Genomic DNA, 25035 nt, shown 5'->3' on the forward strand with positions numbered 1-25035 from the left:
TTAAGTATTAAGTATTAAGTATTAAGTATTAAGTATTAAGTATTAAGTATTAAGTATTAAGTATTAAGTATTAAGTATTAAGTATTAAGTATTAATGCTATTAAATATCACAACTCATGACTTTGAATTCATGAGGTTTAACTTGATCTTATCTACGTGATTTGAAAGCCAAAACCAACAATACGGCAAGTGGAATTAACATCCCTAAGATGTAAATCATGTTGATTTGGAATAATTCTGGAGCCAAAATCAAGGGAGCGACCATTCCGACGATTGCGCCTCCAAGATGTGCTTCGTGGCCGATATTTCCTAGTTGTTTTTGCATCCCGTATACAGAATATCCTAAATACAAAATAGCGAATAACCAACCGGGAACAACTCCATAGATTTTTAAGGCTGTGGGTGCAATGACAATGGCAGCAAAAACAATTCCTGATACACCACCTGATGCTCCAACGGCTGAATAATGGCTATTGCCTCGCTGAAAAAATAAGGACAATAGGTTCCCGCCGATGATGGATAAAATGTAAATGATGGCAAAGATGACAGATCCTGTTGGGACGTGTCCATCAAACATTCGTGCGCAAAACGCAATGACAATATTGGCAAAGAAGAACAAGGTCAACATGTTGAAAAACAAATGCGTCATATCAACATGTAAAAAACCTGACGATAATAATCGATCGTATTGTTTTCCTTTGGTGATGGCGATTGGTTGAAATTTGAAACGATCAAAAAATGCGTAGTCTTTGAATCCTTTTAGGGATACCAAAACGGTTACAGCAATGATCACTATGGTAATTAATTCCATTTAAAAATATTTCTGCAAAATTATGTTATTTAACGATAATGATTTGCTTTCTAATGTTTAACTAATTATTTTAGATGTAAGTATTTGGTGATATGAAAGTTATACTGGTCTTTTTTTGTTTAGTATCAAATATGATATTTGGACAAACTACTATTCAAATTCTATATCAATCTGAATCTATCCTTAACCATGATGAAATTGAAAGACTATTTCCAAGTGATTTTGATATAAGAAATCAAATAATTTCAGAAGCTTCAAAACAAAGAGAATATTCATTAATTATCAAAAATGATTTTTCAGTTTTTATGGAAAATTCAAAATTGTATAACCAACTTCAAGATAATTCATCTAAAATTGATTTTGGTAATGAAAATGCTAGATTATTTAAAGATTTGAATAATAAAATAATTTACGAGGAAAAATCTTTGAATAAAACTTATTTGGTAAAAGATAGCCTACCCAATTTTAAATGGAAAATTCTGAATGAAAAGAAAAAATGGGGAGAGCTTGAATTAAAGAAAGCAACTTTTGTTAATGAAAAGGACAGTACAGAAATTATTGCATGGTTTGCTCCCAAAATTAGAATTTTTGATGGGCCTGAATATTACAATGGCTTACCTGGATTGATCATAGAGTTACAAATAAATTATCTTCGAAATTCAAACCCAGATATAGTAAAATCCTATTTTTATAAAGCCAATAAAATAGAATTCGAATCAATTAATGACATAGTTTTACCGAGAAAACTTAAAATACTTTCAAGAGAAGAATTTCAAAAATTAGAAGAAAATTTCAATCAAAAAACTATTGATATAATCAGTGGAGGAGTAGAAAGGGATTAAATAAATCCCTTCTATTCTTCTATTGAATCTTCCGATTCTTGTTCATTTTGTTCGTCTTCCGACGATTCATCATTTAAATTTTCGGTTGGAAGGTCAAACAATGAAGCCTGTTCTCCAATGGTAGGGTCAATTTCCTCATCATCAATATCATCTTCTTCGGGTTCCTCAATTGCCTCATGCAAATTCATTTGCTTGATTTTGTAAGTGGTCAATTGATTTCCTTGCGCTTTGATACCTTTTACCGAAATGAACTCTTCTAAGTTAACGGTTTCTGGTTCACGCTCGACTGCTTTTACTTTCGCGAAAATTATATCCACAATTGGCACGTTTTGGGTTGTGACCAATTCGATAAAGGAATTCGGATTTTCTGAATAGAAGAATGATTGTGGATTTAAAGTGTCCTCCAGTAGGAATCGTTTGACGAAATAACGTTCCTTATCCGCATCATAATAAATACATGAAATCGGTTTTTTGGGATTCCATTTTTCGATGAGAAGAAGTTCTTCGTCGTATCGGTTGCTTAAATCAAAGGTTGTTAATTTGGCGTCTCCTTTTTCGGTGATGGTCAAAATTTTGTCTGAACCTTTGAAAGCACCTAGTAATTCCCCACGCGAATCGGCATTTAGTCTCTTGACGGTATCGTCATACCAAATTTTACGTGGTGCCAATGTGGAAACTCCTTCTTCTTTTAATTCCACTTTTTTGATTGGGAATTTGGAAACCAAATTTCCTTTGGAGGCTCTTCCTTTTACCGCAAGATCTGAGAAGTTAATGTCGAATTTGATTTTTTTGATGCGCTGCATTGGTTTCAACCAAATTTGGATGACTTCTGCTTCACCATTTGGATTGGCGGTGAAATAGAGAATTTCAGAACCTTTGTTCCCGTTGGTTAAATCATATTCTTTGTCACGCGTAATCCCTGTAACAGAAAAACGTTTCATGTAGGCGGGACCATTTTTACCATCTCTATAGATTAAATTGTATATGGTGCGTTTGTCGTTTTTGTTCCAAACCGCAACATGAATGACACCTTTGCCAACAAAGGTTTTGGCGTCAACTTTTGTGACCATCATGGTTCCATCTTTACGAAAAATGATGATGTCGTCAATGTCGGAACATTCAAATAAGAATTCGTCTTTTTTGAGGGATGTTCCGATGAACCCTTCTTCACGGTCTACGTAAAAACGAACGTTGGCAACAGCAACTTTGGTTGCGTCAATATTATCAAATACACGGATTTCGGTGCGTCTTTCACGACCTTTTCCGTATTTGTTTTTCAAGTTTTTGAAATAGTCAATGGCAAATTCTATCAAATTATCCAAATGATGTTTGACTTTTGCGATTTTGTCTTCCAATGATTCAATGTATTGTTGGGCTTTGTCTAAGTCGAATTTTGAAATACGCTTGATACGGATTTCCGTCAATCGTACAATGTCTTCTTCGGTTACTTCTCGCATCAAATGTGCGATGTGCGGTTTTAATCCTTTGTCAATCGCTTGAATTACGCCTTCCCAAGTTTCTTCTTCTTCAATATCGTGGTAGATACGATTTTCAATGAAAATTCGCTCCAAAGAGGAGAAGTGCCATTGCTCTTCTAATTCGTTGAGTTCAATTTCCAATTCGCGTTTCAACAATTGAACGGTATTGTCTGTATTTCGACGAAGAATTTCAGAAATATTTAAAAATTCTGGTCGGTTAACATTGATGACACATGCATTGGGCGAAATGGAAATTTCGCAATCTGTAAATGCATATAGTGCATCGATCATTTTATCTGGCGAAACACCAGGCGCAAGATGAACGAGAATTTCTACGAATTCGGCTGTGTTGTCTTCGATTTTCTTGATTTTGATTTTCCCTTTGTCGTTGGCTTTCAAAATCGAATCAATCAAACTTCCGGTTGTCGTCCCAAATGGGATTTCGGTTATTTTAAGTGTGAATTTATCTTCTTGTTGAATTTTGGCTCTGACACGAACTTTCCCACCTCTTTGTCCATCATTGTAGTCAGATACGTCAATGTATCCGCCTGTTAAAAAGTCTGGATACAATTGAAATTTCTTTCCTTTTAATATGTTGATGGAAGCATCTAAAACTTCATTGAAATTATGCGGAAGAATTTTGGTTGATAAACCCACAGCAATCCCTTCAACTCCTTGCGTGATCAATAAAGGAAACTTAACCGGAAGGTTGTTGGGTTCTTTGTTACGACCATCATAGGAAGGCAACCATTCCGTTGTTTTGGGGTTGAAAACGACTTCCAAAGCAAAAGGAGTCAAGCGTGCTTCGATGTAACGAGCAGCTGCCGCTCCGTCACCGGTTAAAATATTTCCCCAGTTTCCTTGGGTATCGATAAGCAATTCTTTTTGGCCAATTTGGACCATAGCATCTGTAATGGCAGCGTCTCCATGGGGGTGATATTTCATGGTGTTTCCCACTAAATTGGCTACTTTGTTGTAACGCCCATCTTCTAATTCACGCATGGAGTGCATGATTCTACGTTGTACGGGTTTCAATCCGTCAAAAATGGATGGGATAGCTCTTTCTAAAATTACGTAGGAGGCATAGTCCAAAAACCAGTCCTCGTACATTCCAGATACTTTTTTAATCGTTACTTCTTGATGCTGTTCGCTCATTTTATACTACTAATGCTTGTAAATTGTCTTCTTCTAATCGTTCGTTTTTCTTCAGTATTTTATTGAGAGATCTTTTGAGATCGTTGATTTCTGAGTTGTTTAAGTAGGTAATGTTAAAGGATAATTTGACTATGCCATTTTGAGATCGTTTACTCGTTACATACAACTCCAATTTTCGTTGTAGAATTCCTTGTTTGATTTTGTAATTGACCAATTTACTTTTTGGAAAGTCTACAATGGTTTTGGAATTTGGATTGTACTTCACCCAAAATGCATCTTGTGTTTTGATGTTCAACACCTCACCATCGCTACTATATTCCATATGTTGATGACCTAATTTGTAAATCAAAATGATGGCGCAAGTAAAACCAATCGCCAAAAGATAGGGAGATACAAATTTGGTGATAATAGAAATCGGAATAAAGATCAAAAGGATACTAAAAAATAATCCTAGTAAGAGTAGGATGTAAAGTGTCTCAATGTAAATTTTAATTCGTTTGTTGTTAATTCTCATTGTGTTGGATTTAGTAAGTTGGTTTAAGTGTTTAGAGAGTACTTTGTATTTTAATTGGTTATACGTCTGTTTTTAAATTGTTAACAATAAATTCCTGACGATCAGGAGTATTTTTTCCCATATAGAATTCCAATAAACTTTCTATGGTAGTGTCTTTTCCAATCATGACAGGTTCTAGTCGCATGTCTTTTCCAATGAAGTTTTTAAACTCATCGGGAGAGATTTCACCCAAACCTTTGAATCGGGTTATTTCTGGGTTTTTCCCTAATTCATTGATGGCACGAACCCTTTCTTCTTCGGTATAGCAATAACGAGTTTCTTTTTTGTTTCGAACACGAAATAATGGTGTAGTCAAAATGTATAAGTGTCCTTCACGAATCAAATCTGGAAAGAATTGCAAAAAGAAAGTAATCATCAATAGTCTGATGTGCATTCCGTCGACATCGGCATCTGTCGCGATTACAACATTGTTGTAGCGCAAATCTTCCAACCCATTTTCAATGTTTAAGGCTGCTTGAAGAAGGTTGAATTCCTCATTTTCATACACGATTTTTTTGGTCAAACCGTAGGAATTCAAAGGCTTACCACGTAAACTGAAAACCGCTTGAGTTTCTACATTTCGGCTTTTGGTAATTGAACCACTCGCCGAATCACCCTCGGTGATAAAAATGGTGGTTTCTAATTTTTTATCCGCTTTTTGTTCGTTATAATGTTGACGACAATCGCGCAATTTCTTGTTGTGTAAGCTTACTTTTTTAGCGCGTTCTCTGGCCAATTTTTGTATTCCAGATAGTTCTTTTCGCTCAATTTCTGCTTGCTTAATTTTACGTTCTAAATTTTGTGCGGCCTCTGGATTTTTATGAAGGTAATTATCCAGTTGTGTTTTCACAAAATCATTGACAAAAGTGCGGACCGTAGGCAAATCGGGTCCCATGTCTGTCGATCCTAATTTGGTTTTGGTTTGTGACTCAAAAACAGGTTCCATCACTTTGACAGCAATAGCAGCGATGATGGATTTTCTGATGTCACTCGGATCGTAATTTTTGTTGTAAAATTCACGCACCGTTTTTACGACTGCTTCTTTGAATGCAGTCAAATGCGTTCCACCTTGTGTGGTGTTTTGCCCGTTGACAAACGAATAATAGGTTTCCGAATAGGATTTTCCACCATGGGTTAAGGCAATTTCAATATCATCTCCTTTTAAATGAATGATATCGTATACGATTTCTTCGTCGATATTATCATTCAACAAATCCTTCAAACCATTTTCTGAGAAAAATTCTTCTCCGTTGAAAATAATTTTCAATCCAGGATTTAGATATACATAGTTGCGAAGCATACGCTCCACATATTCGTTTCGGAATTTATAATTCTTGAATATTTCTGGATCGGGAACAAACGTCATTTTTGTTCCTTTGCGAATGGTGGTTTCTTTTTCTGGTTCCTCGTTGGTTAAATTTCCATATTCAAATTCGGCAATTCTTGTTTTGTTGTCACGAACAGATTGAACACGAAAATAGGAGGACAAAGCATTCACTGCCTTGGTACCAACTCCGTTTAGTCCGACTGATTTTTTGAAGGCGCGAGAGTCATATTTCCCTCCCGTATTCATTTTGGAAACCACATCAATCATTTTTCCCAAAGGAATTCCTCGTCCATAATCACGAACGGTAACTTCCTTTTCGTTTAAACTGATTTCGATGGTTTTGCCTGCGCCCATGACAAATTCATCAATCGAATTGTCAATAATCTCTTTCAATAAAATGTAGATACCATCATCTTGCGAAGAGCCATCACCCAGTTTACCAATGTACATACCAGGACGCATCCTGATGTGTTCACGCCAGTCTAGGGTTTTGATGTTTTCTTCTGTATAGGTTGCGGTTGCTTGTATTGGTTCCTTATCGAGTAGATTATCAGACATTTCACAAAAATATAAAAATATGATTCCAATTCAAATGGAATATAGAGGTTTTTACAAGGATTTTCCCCTATTTTTATGTTAATTTTAGCGATATGATTCCAAAATCAAAATTACCTCTCATCGGGACCAATATTTTTACGGTTATGAGCAATTACGCCAATCAACATGGCGCAGTAAATTTATCTCAAGGATTTCCTGATTATCAACCTTCTCCCATTTTGATCGAATTAGTTTCAGAAGCTATGAAAAAGGGATTCAATCAATATGCACCCATGGCAGGTTATTTACTGCTTCGAGAAGAAATTGCTAAAAAATATGAGAATTTGTATGGCGCAAACTATGATGTTAACGATGAAATTACCATTACAGCAGGAGGTTCGGAAGCGGTTTTTTCGGTGATTTCTTCCATGATACATGCAGGCGATGAGGTGATTATTTTTGAACCAGCCTTTGATTTGTACCGACCGATTATCGAATTATTTGGTGGAATTGTCAAGCCTATAATTTTGAAAGGCCCTGATTTTACGATCAATTGGGACGAAGTGAAAAAGTTGATTTCACCTCAAACCAAAATGATTGTTTTGAACAATCCGAACAATCCTGCAACAACAACTTTAAAAGAGCAAGATTTTAAAATTCTAGCTGACATTGTTCGAGACTCCAACATTTTACTTTTGTCTGACGAAGTCTATGAACATATCGTTTTTGATGGTCAACCCTTTTGGAGCATTACAAAATTTCCTGAATTGAAAGATCGAACCTTTGTGGTGGCTTCTTTTGGGAAATTATTTCACATAACTGGATGGAAAGTTGGCTATGTTTTGGCGCCAAAAGAATTGACGTCCGAATTACGAAAAATACATCAATTCAATGTGTTTTGTGTCAATGCTCCCGCTCAAATTGCCATTGCAGAATTTTTGAAACGTAAAGAAGAATATCTTCATTTGCCGCAGTTTTTTCAGCAAAAAAGAGATTTTTTAACGCAAGGTTTGGAAACTACTCCATTCAAAGTAATTAAACCCGAAGGAAGTTATTTTTTATTGGCAGATTATTCTGAAATTTCAGATTTACCCGACAATGAATTTGCCTTTTGGTTAACCGAAAAATTCAAAGTCGCTACTATTCCTATTTCAGCTTTTTATCAAGAATCTCCCGATCAGAAATTGGTTCGATTTTGCTTTGCCAAAAAAGAAGAAACGATGGCAAAAGCAATTGAAAACTTGAATAAATGTTAAAGAAATGGAGTCGAATTAATCTTGAAAAGATGGGTTTTTGTACAAATTCATGAAAACACCCATTTGACAATAGGATTCTACCAATTCCCATTCATTCATCAAGGTACGAATGTCTTCATTTGAGGTTTTGTTTTCAATGTTGGATAAAATGACATAAGGATTGGTTGAAAGATTCAAATCCAAATAATATTCTGTCATTTCGGGTTCCAAATAATGGTCTGAACGTTTATTCAAGAGTAAGTTTGTCCCAACTTTGGTTGGTGAAATTCCTTTTTGAACTAAATAATCGTCCATTTTATCTTTCAAAGGAAAATAATGGAGATACGCTAAACTTGTATCCCAACCTTGAGAAATTGTTGGTGGATAAATCCATAAATGCCCAGTTAGAAATGCGAGAAATAGGGTTATTACCGAAACTTTTTTCCATTTAACAGATTGAATCAATTCGAATATCAAATTCAAACAAAGAATGGACGAAATAAGGTATACAATCAAATAATATCTTGGATTAATAGGATTGGTCATGAGAGTAAACAAAACACTAAAGGCGCCTAGGAAAATAACCAAGCAAACTAGCAGTCGTTTGTTTTCTTGTTTGATGTTTTTCCAATTTTTTGTTTTGAATAATCGTAAAATCAGAATTCCCAATAACCCAAAAAGGAAAATTCTACCTGTTTCCAAAATTGATTTTCCAATCGATGCAATGTTCTTAAGGATCAAATTTTGTTCGGCAAGATTACGATGTTCATGCCCCGGACTTCTTAAAAACCAGCCTAAAATATTTTGTTGATAAACCAAAAATCCAGAAAAAATTAGAATTGGTGCTATATAGGATATCCATAAAAATTCCTGTTTCCCCTTTTTTAACTGAAAATAGTGGTATAAAAAGTCAATCGCCAATAAACTCCCAAACACACAGACTCCTCGTAGATTTGAAAAAAGAACTCCTGTTAAGGCTAGGGAATAAAGGATTATTTCGTTTCGATATATTGAATTCAGTCCCAATAATATGAAAAACAATAACATCATATCATTGTTGAGAATAGTTGTCTGAGCCAATAACGTTGGTTCGATTAAAACCAATATACTTGCCCAAATTGGAACTTGGCTAAATTTCTGGTCTCTTATAAACCGTATCAATTGATAAAATGCCCCTATATTAAAAATCAACAGCAATAAACGACTATTCTCTAGAGTTCGATCAGTCAAACTCCAAAAGAAAGCTAAAAGCAATTCCCATAAAGGAGGATGACCAGCATTAATTTCTGTTGGGACAACAAATTGCGAAAAATGATTGTCAAAAAACCAACTAGCTCGCAAAGATTTAGATCCAGCGTCCCAGAAAAAAGGAACATTTCGTGTCAAAAAAAAGAGTGCAATCAAAAAGATGATTGCACCTATAAATAAAGTTTGATATTTTTTTTCTAGCCTAAACATTGAACAAGAAATGCATCACATCTCCATCTTTCACCACGTAATTCTTTCCTTCAACTCCTAGCTTTCCAGCTTCTCTTGCTTTTGCTTCAGATCCATACTGTACAAAATTTTCGTACGAAATAACTTCAGCACGAATGAATCCTTTTTCAAAATCACTGTGGATTACACCCGCAGCTTGTGGCGCTGTAAATCCTTTTTTGATTGTCCACGCACGAACCTCCTTTACACCAGCGGTGAAGTAAGTTTGCAATTGCAATAAATCATAAGCCGAACGAATCAATCGATTTACGCCTGGTTCTTCAAGGTTCAATTCCTCCAAGAAAATTTGACGTTCCTCGTAGGTTTCCAATTCCATGATATCAGACTCAATTTGAGCCGCCAAAATCAACACTTCCGCTTTTTCGTTTTTCACTGCTTCTTTTACCGCATCAACGTGTGCATTTCCATTTTTAACAGCCGATTCATCTACATTACAAAGATACAATACAGGCTTCATGGTAATCGGGTGGATCTCCTCTACAATGGCAATTTCATCTTCTGTCAAGTCCATTTCGCGCAAGTTTTTCCCTTGCTCCAAATGCGCTTTTGCACGTGTCATCACATCCAAAACCTCAATTTCTTTTTTGTCCCCAACACGAGCCGCTTTTTTAGACTTTTCAATACGTTTCTCAACTGTTTCCAAATCTTTCAATTGCAACTCAATGTCAATCGTCTCCTTGTCGCGAACCGGATTGATAGATCCGTCAACGTGCGTAATGTTGTCATTGTCAAAACAACGCAAAACGTGGATGATTGCATTACATTCGCGTATGTTCCCCAAAAATTGGTTCCCCAAACCTTCTCCTTTACTTGCACCTTTCACCAAACCAGCAATGTCCACAATTTCTACAACTGCCGGCAAAACACGTTCAGGTTTCACCAATTCTTCTAATTTGTACAATCTCGGATCAGGTACAGAAACCGTTCCCACATTGGGTTCGATGGTACAAAACGGATAGTTTGCAGACTGTGCTTTCGCGTTTGACAAACAATTAAAAAGAGTAGATTTTCCTACGTTCGGTAGTCCGACAATTCCACATTTCATAGGGTGCTATTTATTTGAGTTAAACGATTTATAGAGAAATTACTCCATAACAATCGTCAATTAAATTCTAAAAATTTTGCGCAAAGATAATCTTTTCTTTCCGTTTCGCGTAGCAATCAATTCATTTCGAATTTCGAAGATTAAAATTCAATTTATATATAGTAATAATACATACAAATCAAAAATCTTACTTCGTAAATCTAACCTCGTATATCCAATATCGTAAATCCAATATCGTAAATCTAAAATTCACCATCAAATAGACCTCAGAGAGGTCAAATAGCTGTAACGTCTCTAAACGAAATTGGAAAACGATTCCAGCGGAGTCGAATAAACCCATTTCAATCAGCAATTTAAAATTTGTGGTCTTTGTGAAGCCTTAGTGCCTTTGCGTTTAGAAAGAAAAAAATCTGAATTCAAAAATCTCCAATCTAAAATTATTAAATTTGCCACCTATGCCCAAACAGGTTACATTTCGTATATCACCCACTGATTTCGCCAATGAAATTCAGTTGAAAAAACAGATCGCAGAAGCTGCACAAGTCAAGCCAGAGCAAATCAATGCCTACCAAATTTTACGTCAATCTTTGGATGCACGTAACCGAAACATTTGGGTGCAACTCCAAGTAAACGTATTTGTAGGCGAACCGTTTGAAGATGCTTTTGCATTTGATGCGCCTTTACAAAATGTAAGCAATGCAGAACCTGTTTTGATTGCCGGCGCAGGTCCAGCCGGACTTTTCGCTGCGTTACGATTGATCGAATCGGGACTGAAACCCATCATCATCGAACGTGGAAAAGACGTTCGGGAACGTCGCCGTGATTTGGCTGCGATGAACAAAGAAGGAATCGTCAATCCCGAGTCCAATTATTGTTTTGGTGAGGGAGGAGCAGGAACCTATTCCGACGGGAAACTCTACACTCGTTCTACCAAACGCGGAAATATCTTGAAATCTTTGCAGTGGTTTCATCATTTCGGAGCAACGGAAAAGATTTTGCAAGAAGCGCATCCGCACATCGGAACCAACAAACTTCCAGGGATCATTGCGAAAATGCGCGAAGCGATCATCGAATGCGGAGGTGAAGTATTGTTCAATTCTAAAATGACCGACATTTTAATCGACGGAAACGAATTGAAAGGAGTTCGCATTAACGACGAATACAACCTAGACGCCAAAGCTTTGATTTTGGCAACAGGTCATTCGGCGCGCGACATCTTTTATATGTTGGAAGAGAAACAAATCGAAATCGAAGCCAAACCTTTTGCTTTAGGAGTTCGAATTGAACATCCGCAAGCATTAATCGACAGCATCCAATACCATTGTGCGCCGACTGAAAAGCGAAGCGAATTTCTACCTGCAGCCTCTTATTCGGTTGTCAGTCAAGAAAAGGGAAGAGGTGTTTTCTCATTTTGTATGTGCCCAGGCGGAATTATCGCGCCAGCCAGTACAGAAGAAGGAGAATTGGTGGTGAACGGATGGTCGCCATCGAAACGTGATGGGATTTATTCGAATTCAGGAATGGTCGTAACGGTCGATCAAAAGGACTTCGCGAGTTATGGTTTCACGGGTAATTTAGCCGGAATGAAATTCCAACAAATGGTCGAAAAGAAAGCTTGGGAATTGGGTGGTGGAAAATTGGTCGCTCCTGCGCAACGAATGACTGATTTTGTGAAAGGAATTCGTTCGGAAACTTTGCCGAATTCTTCTTATTTGCCTGGAACCAATTCCGCTCAATTGAATCAGATTCTACCCATAGAAGTGTATGCTTCGATGCGCAACGGATTTGAAACTTTCGGTAAAAAAATGAAAGGTTATTATACCGAAGAGGCCATTGTATTAGCAACCGAAAGTAGAACTTCTTCGCCTGTACGAATTCCACGAAACAATGAGGATTTGCAACATACCCAAATCAAAGGATTATTTCCTTGTGGTGAAGGAGCTGGTTATGCCGGTGGAATTATTTCTGCCGCAATGGACGGTGAGAAAGTGGCTTTGGCAGTGGAAAGATTTTTAGGATAGATTTATTTCTTTCTATTTCTCCATTCGGTTAAAGGAGTACCAGTTTTTGAAATTGTATCAAATACCAATATTTCAAAAGTAAGTGTGTCTATTAAAAAGTCATAATTAGCAACTTTACCTCCTTTTAAATTAGCTTTGAACCAATATTTACTTGAATTTAATTGATTGGGTTGTTTGTGAACAGAAACTGATCCGCAATTTCTGCATTCGGGTAATTTAAATATTGTATCAAACATTTTGGATCGTATTCCATTGTCGGAAATTGTAATTTCAGCATCTGGACGATCTGTTGGAAAAAAGAGTTCGGTTAAAAGTTTAGGATTTTCTTTTTTTAATTCTATTAGTCGCTTCTTTGAATGTTTGTAATGGTAATAATGATCTCTTAAAATATCAGAAACAATCTCCTCATATTTTAAAATTGCTGAATCTTTTTCTCCTATGACTTCAAGAAAATTAGCATTGATAAATTCGGTTATATACCATCCAATCCCAGGTTGTGATAAATATTCTTTTGCTTTATCATAATCTCCTAGCTTTACATAATTGCAAGCTAGATGAATAAGATTATTTGCTCCATAATATTTCTCTTCATAACCATATTCCTCTTTTTTAAATTGAACCATTTTTTCGATTTCATTTATGGATTTTTCATATTCACCCATTTTATAAAAGGTTTCAACTCGAAGATTAATTATATCTGATAATTTATTTTGAAGAAGATTTAAAGGATCTGGTAATTGATTTAGTTGATTGATTAATTTTTCAGATTCTGAAATTACAAAGTTAGGATTGGTTTCAATTTGATTATATAATCCAATTAAAATAGAATGAAATTCATCCATTTCAATCGAGATTTTTCTAAATTCTTCTTCTAAATGACAGCTTCCACAAACAGTTTCTAATTGAACAGATTTCTTATCTGAACAAGAAGATAGTATGATAATTGCGAAAATTATAAATTGAAAATTTTTCAAAATTTAGAACTATAAATTGTAAACCATATGCGCATAAGTGCCACCCAAAAGTGATTTAGGACCCGCGACTTGAAATCCAATGCGTTCATACAATCTTTTAGCAGAAGGATTATTCGCGTCTACCAACAATCCGACTTTTGAAAATCCACGTTCGCGACTTTGTTCAATCAGCGCTTGAATCAGTTTTTGACCAATTCCTTTTCCTTGATGTTCTGGAAAAACAGAAACGGTATCCAAGTAAATTTCGCCTGCTTCGGTTTCATCTTCAGGCATTCCTTCGAAATCATAATTCATTCGGATGTAATCCAAAAATGGTTGGCGAAGTTCGGCTAATTTTCCACCGTCATAAGCGAGAATTACTCCAAAAACTTCTTCATTTTCTTCGCAAACAATCGTGTTTTCAAAACTGTATTGGTTGTTTTTTTGACTTGCAAAAAATTCAAAAACCTCATTTGCGCGATCATAATTGTCACTGTTGGTAAACTTCAACGCCAATTCGTCCATCGCTAAAATGATTGCTCTGGAAATTGCTTTTGCATCTTTGGGTTGTCCAATTCTCGTTTGTATCATTTTATTTCGATTGAGTCAATTGATAGAAAGCATCTTCCAAACTTTTGTATTGGCCCTTGAATTCCTCAATTGGGCTATCGGAAACGATATTTCCTTTGTTCAATAGAATTACACGGGAACATAAGGCTTCGACTTCTTGCATAATATGCGTAGAAAGAATAACAGTTTTGCTTTTTCCAATTTCACGGATGACTTCACGAATTTCCAAGATTTGATTGGGGTCAAGTCCGTTGGTTGGTTCATCCAAAATCAAAATATCCGGATTGGAAAGAATGGCTTGTGCCAACCCAACACGTTGTTTGTATCCTTTTGAAAGTTGCCCGATTTTTTTGTGACTTTCAGGAATTAGTCCCACTTTTTCGATGACTTCTTCAATTCGTTCTTTTTTCTCTTCACGAATGTTGGCAACGAATTTTAGGTATTCCCGAACGTACATATCATAGTACAACGGATTGTTTTCGAGAAGAAATCCAATTCTTTTTTTTGTTTCAATGGGTTGTTTGATAACGGAAAATTCATCTACCAACACATCTCCATCGTCGGGTAAAATTGCGCCCGTGACTGATTTCATTAAGGTTGATTTCCCAGCCCCATTTGGACCCAATAATCCCACAACTTCCCCTTTTTTGATGGAGAATGAAACTTGGTTTAGAGCAACTTGAGCTCCGTAATTTTTTGTGAGTCCTTTGATGTTGATACCCATAAATAAAAGAATTGAACCACAAATGTAAGGATTCGGATTGAAATCTTGGAATGAGAAGATTATTGCTTAAAATGTTAAAGTTTCAAAATTTTCATAGTAAATTGTAACAATTAAACACAACATGATACAAATCATGGAAATTATCTAACACAATGAGAAAACAATTATTCACTATGGCCTTTCTTGCCGTAACAGGTTTGGCATTTTCCCAAAACTATCTAAAGTCCACCAACATTCAAACCCAATCATTGGATAAGAATGGTAACATCAGCTTTGTATCGTTTAATGAAAAATCATTGATCAATACTAGCGAGGCTGAAGCAGTTTTGAAAGAAGCATTGAAATTAGATGCTTCGAATCAATTGGTAGCAGTAAAAACAAAGACTGATAAAAAAGGTGGAGTTCATACGTTTTATAAGCAATACTTTAAAGGTGTAGAAGTTTTTGGAAATAGCTTTGTTGTTCATGCTCATAATGGAAGAATTACTTCCATTAACGGAACCTATAACAACATTAACTTGACCCAACTACCTGCAAATTTACCGTCTGATCAACAGGCATTACAAGCAGGTTTATCGAAACTTGAAGCGGGTTATGTGACAAAAATTTCGGAACTACCAGCTGTGTGGAGAACGAAATTATCCTCCAATCTTCCGAATCAAGAAGTAAGAGGTAGCTTAACAATTTTACCAAAATCTTTGACTGGAGCTACAGATCGTTATGCATATTCGTATGCTTTGGTAAATTATTTAACCGGAGCTTTTGACAAAGTTTATGTGGATGCTTTGGATGGTACAATTTTACGAAAGGAGGCAATTGTTAAATTTTTAGATACCAAAGAAAAAACGCCTTCAGTATTGTCAAAAGAGCAATATGATTATTTTAATCAATTTGTGTGGAACAAGCAGTCGACATCAACATTCTTGCTAAATCCAGAAGTAGAAGGTACTGGGGAAACACATTATAGTGGGGTTCAGGCTATTGAAACAAAACAAACAGATGAAGGCTATGTGCTGGAAGATGATACGAGATTTGTTAGAACCAAGAATTTTCAAAATGGAGAATATCTTTTATTAGCACTGGAATTAGCTTTTGGGGGTAATATTGACGATGCCGAAGCAAGTATGACGGTAAGTTTTGTTGATAATGATAACAATTGGACGAGCGAAGAGCATTCGGCAAATAAAGATACGGGAGCATTGGATGCACATTGGGCGTTTTCTCAATCCTATGATTATTTCAAACAAGAATTTGATAGAGACGGTTATGACAATGACAATTCATTGGTGAGATCCTATGTACATATTACGTTCTTTTTTAGTCCTTCAAATGCTGCATGGTTAGATTTGGGGCAATTTGGAGAAGAAGGTGGTGTTATGTTGGTAGGAGATGGCGATTATAATTGGGATACCGAAACCGGAAGCTATGATATCTTTTCAACTTTAGATGTGATGTCTCATGAATTTGCACATGGTGTAAATCGCGCTGGAGGAGCTTTGATTTATGAAAAAGAACATGGTGCTTTGGATGAAGGATTTGCCGATATGTGGGGTGCAGCTATTGAAGCGAAAATGGCTCCCGATAAAGACAAGTGGACCATTGGAGAAGAATTAGTGATCAATGAGCCAAAAGGTGTACGTTCGTTCAGAAATCCGAAATTATTCAATCAACCCAATACCTACAATGGTCAATATTATATAGCAACAGAGGGTTGTACACCATCAAGTGACAATGACAACTGTGGAGTTCATACCAATTCAGGTGTGCCAAACTACTGGTTTTATTTGATTTCTGATGGAGGAGAAGGAACCAACGATAATGATTATACGTATTCTGTTACAGGAATGGGAATTGATAAAGCGGCTAAGCTAATTTATGCTGTTCAAGAAAACTATGTTCAATCTTTATCGACTTTTGCTGACGTGATGAACTTTTCTATTACAGAAGCTGGAGTGCAGTATGGAGAAAATTCTGCTGAAGTGAATACCGTAAAAGCGGCATGGTGTGCTGTAGGTGTTGCGGCTGAAGATAGTGAGGTTTGTACAAATTTAGCGGTAAATGATATTACTGGTTCTGAATTAAGTATTTATCCAAATCCAGTAACGGATATTCTCAACATTACGACGAAAAAGAATACTCAAAACTTGACGTATACTATTAATAATGTAGCTGGTCAAATGATACAAAAAGGATCTGTGACCAATAACAAAATCAATGTGAATATTTTGCCGAAAGGTGTTTATGTGTTGACATTGAAAGGTTCAGATGTCAATCAAACCATTAAGTTCATTAAAAAATAATTGATCGAAATAATAAATTTGAAGGGTTGTCGATAGGGCAGCCCTTTTTTGTTTGTGCAGTAGGATTTCTATTCATAATTGGTATAAAATTTGTAAATTTGCAGTCAGATTTTTAGAATCGTTATTTGAAATTATGGGGCTGACCGGTTTTGACAGCAAGGTCAATAGATGATGTAAGCATGTCGTGGAATGTTGTGTACCCACGTTAATCAGGCACTTCGACTTTATAACTGGCAACAACAATTACGCTTTAGCTGCTTAATTGATCGAATTATAGTAGATCTTAGCCACGTCCGTACAAGGTACGGAAGCTGAATGTCTCTCAAAGGCCTTTCCTTACGGCGTTTGATATAGAGGCACAGAAATGTGAGGATAGGTAGAATGGTGTTTCGAAGTTCTACTGAAATTTAAGAAACTAAGTTAGAAATAGGGTGTTTGTTCTCGGTTTCTAATCGAAAATCAATAACAAAATAAGCATGTAGAAAGCGCATAGGTTGCTTGTTTGGACGCGGGTTCGAATCCCGCCAGCTCCACTAATTTAAATTTTTTCCCCACATATTTTTCAGAAATCTCCCTTTTTCCCTCCTTTTTTGAGTAAAATTTATAATCAAACTCGAAAAAATATTGAGTTTTTTTTGGATTCCTAATTTATTTCAAGTCCGACCTTTATCCATTTCAACACATCAGAGTCGAGATGTACTAAATTGGTTTGGCACAAGAATTGAAATTTAGGGCTTCCAATAACCAATAAATGATAAAATGAAAAAGATTTTTTTAAGTGCATTCTTGTTAGGAAGTTTTGGAGTGATGAATGCTCAAAACATAGATGGAAACAATGGAGACAGAGTGAAATTCGGTGTGAAAACAAGCGTCAACTACTTTACCCAAACTGGAGATGTTTCAGAAGATTTGGATTATAAATTAGCTCCTCAAGCGGGTGCATATGTAAACATTCCATTTGGGAAATACTTTGCAGTTCAACCCGAAGTTAATTTTACAAGAGTAGGTTCCAAAGAATCCAACTACAACAATTTACCTGTAGAAGGAACCAATTTTGTGAAATATACCAACGAAACAGTTATGGATTACATCAACCTTCCTATTATGTTGAAATTCTATCCGGCAAAAGGTTTCAATATTGAAGCTGGTCCAGAGGTTGGATATAACATCTATGCAAAAAATATTAAATCTGCATATGCAAATACAGTTTCAGGTTCACACAAAGAAGAAATCAAAACCGATATCAAAGATGATATTAACGAATTTGATTTCGGAGTGAATTTTGGTTTAGGATATGAATTGCAAGATACAGGATTGAACTTTGGAGCACGTTACCATTTAGGTTTATCCAATATTGTCAAAGAATCGGAATCAGCTGATATCAAGAATTCTGGATTTACAGTAGGAGTCGGATATTCATTCTAAAATAAACTACGTATTAGAAAATTGGGAAAAGATGTGGTATTTATCACATCTTTTTTCGTTTTAATTGTTTAAATAGTGTTAAAATATCACAGATCAATTTGAATCAACTAAATTAATAGGAAATTTGTTTCATGAATCAAGATTTTAAAAATTACGTCAGTCAGTTTCAGGAAAGAGAAAAAGCAATGCCTACCCTTTTTGTCGGGCATGGTTCTCCAATGAATGGAATCCAAGACAATGAATTTTCAAGAGGATGGGTGGACATGGTAAAAGGAATTGATCTTCCCAGTGCCGTATTGGTTATTTCCGCGCATTGGTTGACAAGAGGAACCTTGGTGACGGCCATGGAAAATCCAAAAACGATTCATGATTTTGGTGGATTTCCAGATGAGTTATTTCAAGTTCAATATGCAGCACCAGGGAGTCCTGAATTAGCAAAAGAAATCAAACAAGAAGTTGAATCCATACAAGTTCATTTAGATCATGAATGGGGATTGGACCATGGAACTTGGTCGGTTGTAAGACATATGTTTCCAGAAGCCAAAATTCCTGTTTTGCAATTGAGTATTGATTACTTCAAACCGGCTGAATACCATTATAAATTGGCTCAAGAACTAGCCAAATTGCGTAAAAAAGGAGTTTTAATCATTGGAAGTGGAAATATGATTCATAATCTGCGTATGTTGGATTGGCAAAATATCGATCAAAATGTCGGATATGATTGGGCCAATGAACTCAATGATACCTTTCTTAAAATCATTGAGCAAAAAGATCACACAAAACTTTTTAATATTCAAAATTTAGGTGAAGCAGGGAAGTTGGCGATTCCAACACCCGATCATTATTATCCGCTGATGTATACTTTGGGGCTGCAAAATAACAAAGATGAGGTGGAGATTTTCAACAATCATTTGCTCGGTGGTTCCATTTCAATGACCTCTTTACGCATCGAATCCTAATCTTACAGAGCTTGCATTTGCATTGGTTTCAATTATATTTTAACAAATCTTTCAGACTTTCTTAGAAGCTAATTATCAATTGATTTTCTAATTTCGCTTTTCTTCAAATTAAATCTGATTGATAATGAATCGAATTCTAAGCATTTTACTAGTTTGTTTTTTTCTGGGAACATCCTTTCATTCCGATGTTATTTTGGACAAAAATTATACCTTAGTATTAGAAGCCAAAGGTTGCCATTATCAGGTTTCTTTGAATGGGAAAGTGATTGAAGAAGGAAAAACCTATTCAAGAGTTGAGAAAACAATCCAACTTCAAAAACATTTGAACGATAGCATTGACCAAAAAATCAATGTATTGATGTCTCGAATTTCAAGAGAAATGGATCTGAAAACAACGCAAGCTTATGTAGGATTGCGTTTGGATAAAGGTCTTGGTGATTCAACCGAAATGATTAAAGAAGTAAAACTTCCAACATTTCCCTATGACGAAGATCCACAACAACCACAATCCATCGGTGGAACGATTGAATTTCAATTGGGTGTTAAAAATTAGATGATTATACTTTAAGCCAAAAAAATATAGCCAACTGTAATCAATTTAGTTAAGAAATTAAATCTTTGTTAAACTTCTTTTTGTCAAATTTCTCACTCGCAAAAGACTTTGTATCTTTGCCAAAGTTTTGGAAACAAAGAATATTCACGACGTTTTGAATCGATACGAATCTTCCGCATTCGTACAGGATTCTATTGCCCAATTTCAAAAAAATCCATCCCAAAAAATTCATGTAAACGGCCAAGTTGGTTCGTCTCTTTCCATGATGGCTGCTCAGTTTTTGAAGCAGTCTGGGAATCCTTTGTTAATTATTTTGGACGACAAGGAAGAGTCCGTTTATGTTTTAAATGAATTGGAGGAAATTTTTTCCAAGGAAGAGGTTATGTATTTACCCGATTCGCATAAGCGACCTTATGAAATTGAGGAAACCAATAATGCCAATGTAGTGCTTCGAACCGAAGTTTTGAATACCCTTAATGGTGCGAGAAAACCAAGAATTGTGGTTACCTATGCCGAAGGAATTTTTGAAAAAGTGGTGACCAAAAAGTCACTTTCCAAAAATACCATGAAAGTAGCGGTAGATTCAGCACTCGATATAGACTTTCTCAATGAATTGTTGTTTTCGTATGAATTTCATCGGGTAGATTTCGTCTCAGAACCAGGAGAATTCTCCATTCGCGGAGGAATTGTGGACATTTATTCCTATTCAGACGAGAAACCCTATCGTATTTCTCTTTTTGGAAACGAAGTAGAATCCATCCGAACCTTTGATGTGGAAACCCAACTATCCATCGAGAAAGTAAAAGAATTCACCATCGTTCCCAATTTGGAAAACAAATTATTGAGCGAAAATCGTGAAAGCTTTTTGGATTATATTTCCAATTCAACCATTGTTTTGACTCGAAACATTAGTTTGATTCAATCCACGATTCATCGAAAATTTGAATTAGCCAAAAATGCATTCGATAATTTAAAAGGTGAAATCAAACATGCATCTCCCAACGAATTATTTTTAGATGAAAAAGAATTCAAAGCAGGACTTTCTAAATTTCCAGTGATTGAATTTTCCTTAAATCCATATTTCGATTCAGAATCGATCACGTTGAATCAAAAACCACAACCTTCTTTCAACAAACAATTTGATTTGTTAATCGATGAGTTGAATTATCGTTCCGCTTACGGTTATACCAATTATCTATTTTGTTCGGGAGAAAAACAAGTGCAAAGATTCCATGATATTTTTGAAGACATGGGCAAAGAAGTGCAATTTGTTCCGGTTGTAGGTTCGATTCACCAAGGATTCATCGACGAAGATTTAAAAATTACTTGTTTTACCGATCACCAAATTTTTGAACGCTACCATAAATTCAATGCGCGAAATTCCTTTGCCAAAAAGGAAATGATCACCTTAAAGGAATTAACATCTTTACAAATTGGGGATTATGTGACGCATATTGATCATGGAGTAGGGAAATTTGCCGGATTGGTTAGACAAAATGTGCAAGGAAGCATGCAAGAAGTGATCAAATTGGTGTATCGCGACAACGATATATTGTATGTAAGCATCCATTCTTTGCATAAAATCGCCAAATTCACCGGAAAAGATGGTGCCGAACCCAAAATCAACAAATTGGGTTCACCTGCTTGGAAGAATTTAAAGAACAAAACCAAAGCAAAAGTCAAAGAAATTGCTTTTGACTTAATCAAATTATATGCGAAACGTCGTACCCAAAAGGGATTTCAGTTTTCACCAGACAGTTATATGCAGAACGAATTGGAAGCTTCCTTTATGTACGAAGATACGCCCGACCAACTAAAAGCAACCAACGATGTAAAAGGCGACATGGAAAGTGATCGTTCCATGGACCGATTGGTTTGTGGAGATGTTGGATTCGGGAAAACCGAAGTCGCTATTCGTACAGCTTTCAAAGCCGCAACCGACGGAAAGCAAGTTGCCGTTTTGGTTCCAACAACGATTTTGGCATTTCAACATTTCAAAACCTTTTCGGAACGTTTGAAAGATATGCCTGTGACAATTGCCTACTTGAACCGATTCAAAACGGCAAAGCAGAAAAAAGATATCATTGAAAAATTAGGTAACGGAAAAATTGACATCATAATCGGTACACATCAATTGGTCAACAAAGATGTCAAATACAAAGATTTGGGACTATTGATCGTCGATGAGGAACATAAATTCGGGGTTGGAGTGAAGGATAAATTGAAAACCATGCGTTCCAACATCGATACCTTGACCTTAACCGCGACGCCAATTCCGAGAACTTTGCAGTTTTCTTTGATGGCTGCGCGCGATTTGTCCATTATCAAAACACCACCACCGAATCGTCAACCCATCGAAACTTCTTTGATTGGATTCAATGAAGAACAAATTCGAGACGCGATTTTTTACGAATTGCAAAGAGGAGGTCAAGTTTATTTTATCCATAATCGAACTGAATCGTTGAAGGAAATTGCCGGAATGATTCAACGTTTGGTGCCCGATGCAAGAGTAGTTACAGGCCACGGTCAAATGAAAGGCGACGAATTGGAAAATGTCATCCTCGATTTTATGGAAGGGAAATTTGATGTCTTGGTTTCGACAACCATTGTTGAAAATGGATTGGACGTTCCCAATGCCAACACCATTTTAATTGGTGATGCACAAAACTTCGGTTTGGCAGATCTGCATCAAATGCGTGGGCGAGTAGGACGAAGCAACCGCAAAGCATTTTGTTATTTGATTTCTCCGCCTATTTCTGTCTTAACAAGCGAAGCCCGCAAACGTTTGCAAGCGATTGAACAGTTTTCAGATTTAGGATCTGGATTCAATATCGCGATGAAAGATTTGGAAATTCGTGGTGCCGGAAACCTTTTAGGAGGTGAACAATCCGGATTTATTTCTGAAATCGGATTTGACACTTATCAGAAAATCCTCAACGAAGCTATTGAAGAATTAAAGGACACCGATTTCAAAGATTTATTCGAAGATCAAAATTCAATCGATAAAGTATACGTGTCCGATGTTCAAATCGACACTGATATGCAAATTTTAATTCCAGATGATTATGTCAACAATGTGGAAGAAAGATTGTCTTTGTACAACGATCTTGCAGGAATTGAAACCGAAGCTGGATTAGCAAAATTCGAAACCGATTTAATCGACCGCTTCGGCGCATATCCAACAGAAGTTGGAAATCTTCTAGAAAGTATGCGCATGAAATGGTTGGCAAAAGAATTAGGTTTTGAAAGAATTGTTTTGAAAAAAGGCGTCATGTTGGCGTATTTCATCAACAAACCTCAATCTGATTATTACAAAACACAACAATTTCAGCACATCATTTCAACCTTGCACGAAAATCCTAGATTGGCTTCATTTAAGGAAAAACCAGCGAAAACGCCATCCAAAAAGTATCAAGAAGAAGAATCGGGTTCCTTAATGTTGCGATTCGAAGAAGTGAAATCTGTGCAATTGGCTTTGGAGAAATTGAGATTGTTTAGCATAAATTCTTCAGTAGAAGCATAAAAAAAGCCTCTGATTTAGGGATTCAGAGGCTTAAGTTGTAATTATTAAGTGCTAGTTTAACTTCTAACTTGTGGGTTTAAAAAACCTTTTATCTAAAGTTTTGTAGGTAAATCTTCGCTTCGCTTCGACTAAGGTAAAATAAGTATTTCAAATCTGACAATAAATAAATGTTAAATTTTTGCAGGAATTCATGCATTAGTCACGGTTCGGCTGTAAAATTTATCAGTTTGTTTTAGAATTTGGAGGGAATTTTCGAAACAATTTAGCTACACCTTTTTGAATATTTTCTTCTATTTTTTCGGGGCTAGAGTTTATTGGCATTTGTAGATCAAGTCTCCCTTCCCATACCATTTCACCTTTTTCATTGTGCATCGAAATCAAATAACGTTGATTCAATTTTTCAGAACTGATAGGAATTCCAATTCCAACAGATGTCCCAAAACCTCTATTGCCTCCACCAACTCCTATTCCAACCTGAGAATTCTGTGTTTCCGAAATATATTCTTCAGGTTGAACCTTCACCAAAACAGATGAACTTTCCTGAAAGTTCATTCCTTTATTAGCCAATTCCGATTTGATGGCTTCAGAAATTCTTGTCTGATTCAATTCATTGATTGAACCTTGCTTAATCTCCATTCGGAAGTCCTTCAATTCAGAAAAATTCTGCAAACGGTCATAATCAACCGCAACATTTTGCGTGCTACACGAAATCATTGCCCCAGCAAATGCTATTAAAATAAACTTTTTCATAAAAATATCGCTTCAAAAATTATACCTATGCCAAATCTACAATCATAAATTTTATTTCTATCCATATATACAATATATAGTATCCATTTTTTATTTTTCTTTTGGGCGGTTCTCCTTGCTCGACTACAATATAGTATAAAGAAAGAGAGAACGACCTCGCAACGCTACCGGGCTATCCATTCCTATCTTTTTGGGCTTTAAACTGAGCTTTTCGAAGTATAGCACTATTAATAGAACCAATATCTGGTGCCTGAGCGGAGTCGAAGGCAGAAGTCCTTTACAAAAAAAAGGATATCCATTACACTTACGAAGTATGTACCGCAGGTAATCCCTACCGCGAGGAAGTAGGAAGTAGGGTTTTGTCCAAATGTCATTGCGAGTTTCCCGCAGCAATTTATTCATGTCTTGTCATTGCGAGCTTCTCGCGGCAATCTTTCCCAATCCTATTATATATATAAGTATAACTTATCCCTTCGCGGATCTTTTTATCATAAAAACCACCAAAACTTATAAAAACCCTCCAAATCCAGAACCTATCAAAACCCCAAAAGAGACGATTCTGGCATTAAAATCCAAAACGAAACAAAGAAAACCCCAGAAAGGAAGAAAAAACTTTTATCTGTAAAGGTCAGATTGAAAGCGGACTAGGGTTATAAAGCAAAAAACTTTGAAAAAAAGATTCAAAAACATTTGGTGGAACGGAGAAACTGCCCGTATATTTGCACTCCTTTTACGAGAGAAATCAAGTAAAGGGAGCGAAGAAAGAGAGACGTTCAT

18 protein-coding genes and 1 other RNA gene are annotated in these 25035 nt (G+C 36.0%); 9 read left to right on the plus strand and 10 right to left on the minus strand.

Annotation, left to right across the window (positions count from 1 at the left end):
- Positions 1–148: 148 nt before the first annotated feature.
- The gene (locus tag ABID46_RS12900; RefSeq protein ID WP_354510763.1) at positions 149–811 is read right to left on the minus strand and encodes a rhomboid family intramembrane serine protease; all 663 of its coding nucleotides are present in this window, start codon (positions 809–811) and stop codon (positions 149–151) included.
- A gap of 92 nt (positions 812–903) precedes the next feature.
- Between ABID46_RS12900 and ABID46_RS12905 the strand changes: the two genes are divergently transcribed.
- Entirely contained in the window at positions 904–1653 is a 750-nt protein-coding gene (locus ABID46_RS12905) for a GLPGLI family protein (RefSeq protein WP_354510765.1), read from the plus strand.
- A gap of 11 nt (positions 1654–1664) precedes the next feature.
- Here ABID46_RS12905 and ABID46_RS12910 read toward each other — a convergent pair whose 3' ends face one another.
- Genes ABID46_RS12910 through ABID46_RS12920 form a run of 3 tightly spaced genes read right to left on the minus strand, consistent with a single transcriptional unit; the run spans position 1665 to position 6724 of the window.
- Entirely contained in the window at positions 1665–4286 is a 2622-nt protein-coding gene (locus tag ABID46_RS12910) for a DNA gyrase/topoisomerase IV subunit A (protein WP_354510767.1), read from the minus strand.
- Position 4287: 1 nt separating this feature from the next.
- A complete protein-coding gene (locus ABID46_RS12915) occupies positions 4288–4800 on the minus strand; it encodes a hypothetical protein (protein WP_354510769.1) in 513 nt (170 codons plus the stop codon).
- Positions 4801–4858: 58 nt separating this feature from the next.
- Entirely contained in the window at positions 4859–6724 is a 1866-nt protein-coding gene (locus ABID46_RS12920) for a DNA topoisomerase IV subunit B (protein WP_354510771.1), read from the minus strand.
- Between the two features lie 92 nt (positions 6725–6816).
- Here ABID46_RS12920 and ABID46_RS12925 point away from each other — a divergent pair, with 92 nt between their 5' ends.
- Positions 6817–7959: a methionine aminotransferase gene (locus tag ABID46_RS12925; RefSeq protein WP_354510773.1), complete on the plus strand. Its 1143-nt coding sequence runs from the start codon at positions 6817–6819 to the stop codon at positions 7957–7959.
- A gap of 15 nt (positions 7960–7974) precedes the next feature.
- Here the strand turns inward: ABID46_RS12925 and ABID46_RS12930 are convergent, their stop codons facing one another.
- Together ABID46_RS12930 and ychF are read right to left on the minus strand one after the other, a co-directional pair.
- Entirely contained in the window at positions 7975–9342 is a 1368-nt protein-coding gene (locus ABID46_RS12930; protein ID WP_354510775.1) for a glycosyltransferase family protein, read from the minus strand.
- A 46-nt stretch (positions 9343–9388) separates the two neighbouring features.
- The gene (gene ychF, locus ABID46_RS12935; protein ID WP_354510777.1) at positions 9389–10480 is read right to left on the minus strand and encodes a redox-regulated ATPase YchF; all 1092 of its coding nucleotides are present in this window, start codon (positions 10478–10480) and stop codon (positions 9389–9391) included.
- A 455-nt stretch (positions 10481–10935) separates the two neighbouring features.
- Here ychF and ABID46_RS12940 point away from each other — a divergent pair, with 455 nt between their 5' ends.
- A complete protein-coding gene (locus tag ABID46_RS12940) occupies positions 10936–12501 on the plus strand; it encodes an NAD(P)/FAD-dependent oxidoreductase (protein ID WP_354510779.1) in 1566 nt (521 codons plus the stop codon).
- A gap of 2 nt (positions 12502–12503) precedes the next feature.
- Here ABID46_RS12940 and ABID46_RS12945 read toward each other — a convergent pair whose 3' ends face one another.
- The 3 genes from ABID46_RS12945 to ABID46_RS12955 are packed head-to-tail and all read right to left on the minus strand — an operon-like array spanning position 12504 to position 14748.
- Positions 12504–13475 carry a tetratricopeptide repeat protein gene (locus ABID46_RS12945; RefSeq protein ID WP_354510781.1) on the minus strand — a complete coding sequence of 324 codons (972 nt, stop codon included), beginning with the start codon at positions 13473–13475 and terminating at the stop codon, positions 12504–12506.
- Between the two features lie 9 nt (positions 13476–13484).
- Positions 13485–14045: a GNAT family N-acetyltransferase gene (locus ABID46_RS12950; protein WP_354510783.1), complete on the minus strand. Its 561-nt coding sequence runs from the start codon at positions 14043–14045 to the stop codon at positions 13485–13487.
- Position 14046: 1 nt separating this feature from the next.
- Positions 14047–14748 carry an ATP-binding cassette domain-containing protein gene (locus ABID46_RS12955; protein WP_354510785.1) on the minus strand — a complete coding sequence of 234 codons (702 nt, stop codon included), beginning with the start codon at positions 14746–14748 and terminating at the stop codon, positions 14047–14049.
- A gap of 152 nt (positions 14749–14900) precedes the next feature.
- Between ABID46_RS12955 and ABID46_RS12960 the strand changes: the two genes are divergently transcribed.
- The 6 genes from ABID46_RS12960 to mfd all read left to right on the plus strand — a co-directional run bounded on the left by ABID46_RS12960 (position 14901) and on the right by mfd (position 23508).
- Positions 14901–17048, plus strand: a complete 2148-nt coding sequence (locus ABID46_RS12960; protein ID WP_354510787.1) for a M4 family metallopeptidase — start codon at positions 14901–14903, stop codon at positions 17046–17048.
- A 135-nt stretch (positions 17049–17183) separates the two neighbouring features.
- Positions 17184–17584: a transfer-messenger RNA gene (ssrA, locus tag ABID46_RS12965) on the plus strand.
- Positions 17585–17807: 223 nt separating this feature from the next.
- Complete coding sequence (locus ABID46_RS12970) at positions 17808–18473, plus strand: porin family protein (RefSeq protein WP_354510789.1); 666 nt, start codon at positions 17808–17810, stop codon at positions 18471–18473.
- Positions 18474–18604: 131 nt separating this feature from the next.
- Positions 18605–19432, plus strand: a complete 828-nt coding sequence (ygiD, locus tag ABID46_RS12975) for a 4,5-DOPA-extradiol-dioxygenase (RefSeq protein WP_354510791.1) — start codon at positions 18605–18607, stop codon at positions 19430–19432.
- Between the two features lie 124 nt (positions 19433–19556).
- The gene (locus ABID46_RS12980; protein WP_354510793.1) at positions 19557–19985 is read left to right on the plus strand and encodes a hypothetical protein; all 429 of its coding nucleotides are present in this window, start codon (positions 19557–19559) and stop codon (positions 19983–19985) included.
- A gap of 127 nt (positions 19986–20112) precedes the next feature.
- Positions 20113–23508, plus strand: a complete 3396-nt coding sequence (gene mfd, locus ABID46_RS12985) for a transcription-repair coupling factor (RefSeq protein WP_435529331.1) — start codon at positions 20113–20115, stop codon at positions 23506–23508.
- 222 nt (positions 23509–23730) lie between these two features.
- Here the strand turns inward: mfd and ABID46_RS12990 are convergent, their stop codons facing one another.
- Positions 23731–24258, minus strand: a complete 528-nt coding sequence (locus ABID46_RS12990; RefSeq protein ID WP_354510795.1) for a DUF4136 domain-containing protein — start codon at positions 24256–24258, stop codon at positions 23731–23733.
- Between the last annotated feature and the right edge of the window lie 777 nt (positions 24259–25035).

The organism is Moheibacter stercoris (genome assembly GCF_040545805.1).
GTDB lineage: Bacteria > Bacteroidota > Bacteroidia > Flavobacteriales > Weeksellaceae > Moheibacter > Moheibacter stercoris.

What these genes read in the sequence shown, in the direction of transcription:
- ABID46_RS12900 (WP_354510763.1), bottom strand. Translation starts at nt 811, where the DNA reads ATGGAATTAATTACCATAGTGATCATTGCTGTAACCGTTTTGGTATCC.
- ABID46_RS12905 (WP_354510765.1), top strand. Translation starts at nt 904, where the DNA reads ATGAAAGTTATACTGGTCTTTTTTTGTTTAGTATCAAATATGATATTT.
- ABID46_RS12910 (WP_354510767.1), bottom strand. Translation starts at nt 4,286, where the DNA reads ATGAGCGAACAGCATCAAGAAGTAACGATTAAAAAAGTATCTGGAATG.
- ABID46_RS12915 (WP_354510769.1), bottom strand. Translation starts at nt 4,800, where the DNA reads ATGAGAATTAACAACAAACGAATTAAAATTTACATTGAGACACTTTAC.
- ABID46_RS12920 (WP_354510771.1), bottom strand. Translation starts at nt 6,724, where the DNA reads ATGTCTGATAATCTACTCGATAAGGAACCAATACAAGCAACCGCAACC.
- ABID46_RS12925 (WP_354510773.1), top strand. Translation starts at nt 6,817, where the DNA reads ATGATTCCAAAATCAAAATTACCTCTCATCGGGACCAATATTTTTACG.
- ychF (WP_354510777.1), bottom strand. Translation starts at nt 10,480, where the DNA reads ATGAAATGTGGAATTGTCGGACTACCGAACGTAGGAAAATCTACTCTT.
- ABID46_RS12940 (WP_354510779.1), top strand. Translation starts at nt 10,936, where the DNA reads ATGCCCAAACAGGTTACATTTCGTATATCACCCACTGATTTCGCCAAT.
- ABID46_RS12950 (WP_354510783.1), bottom strand. Translation starts at nt 14,045, where the DNA reads ATGATACAAACGAGAATTGGACAACCCAAAGATGCAAAAGCAATTTCC.
- ABID46_RS12955 (WP_354510785.1), bottom strand. Translation starts at nt 14,748, where the DNA reads ATGGGTATCAACATCAAAGGACTCACAAAAAATTACGGAGCTCAAGTT.
- ABID46_RS12960 (WP_354510787.1), top strand. Translation starts at nt 14,901, where the DNA reads ATGAGAAAACAATTATTCACTATGGCCTTTCTTGCCGTAACAGGTTTG.
- ABID46_RS12970 (WP_354510789.1), top strand. Translation starts at nt 17,808, where the DNA reads ATGAAAAAGATTTTTTTAAGTGCATTCTTGTTAGGAAGTTTTGGAGTG.
- ygiD (WP_354510791.1), top strand. Translation starts at nt 18,605, where the DNA reads ATGAATCAAGATTTTAAAAATTACGTCAGTCAGTTTCAGGAAAGAGAA.
- ABID46_RS12980 (WP_354510793.1), top strand. Translation starts at nt 19,557, where the DNA reads ATGAATCGAATTCTAAGCATTTTACTAGTTTGTTTTTTTCTGGGAACA.
- ABID46_RS12990 (WP_354510795.1), bottom strand. Translation starts at nt 24,258, where the DNA reads ATGAAAAAGTTTATTTTAATAGCATTTGCTGGGGCAATGATTTCGTGT.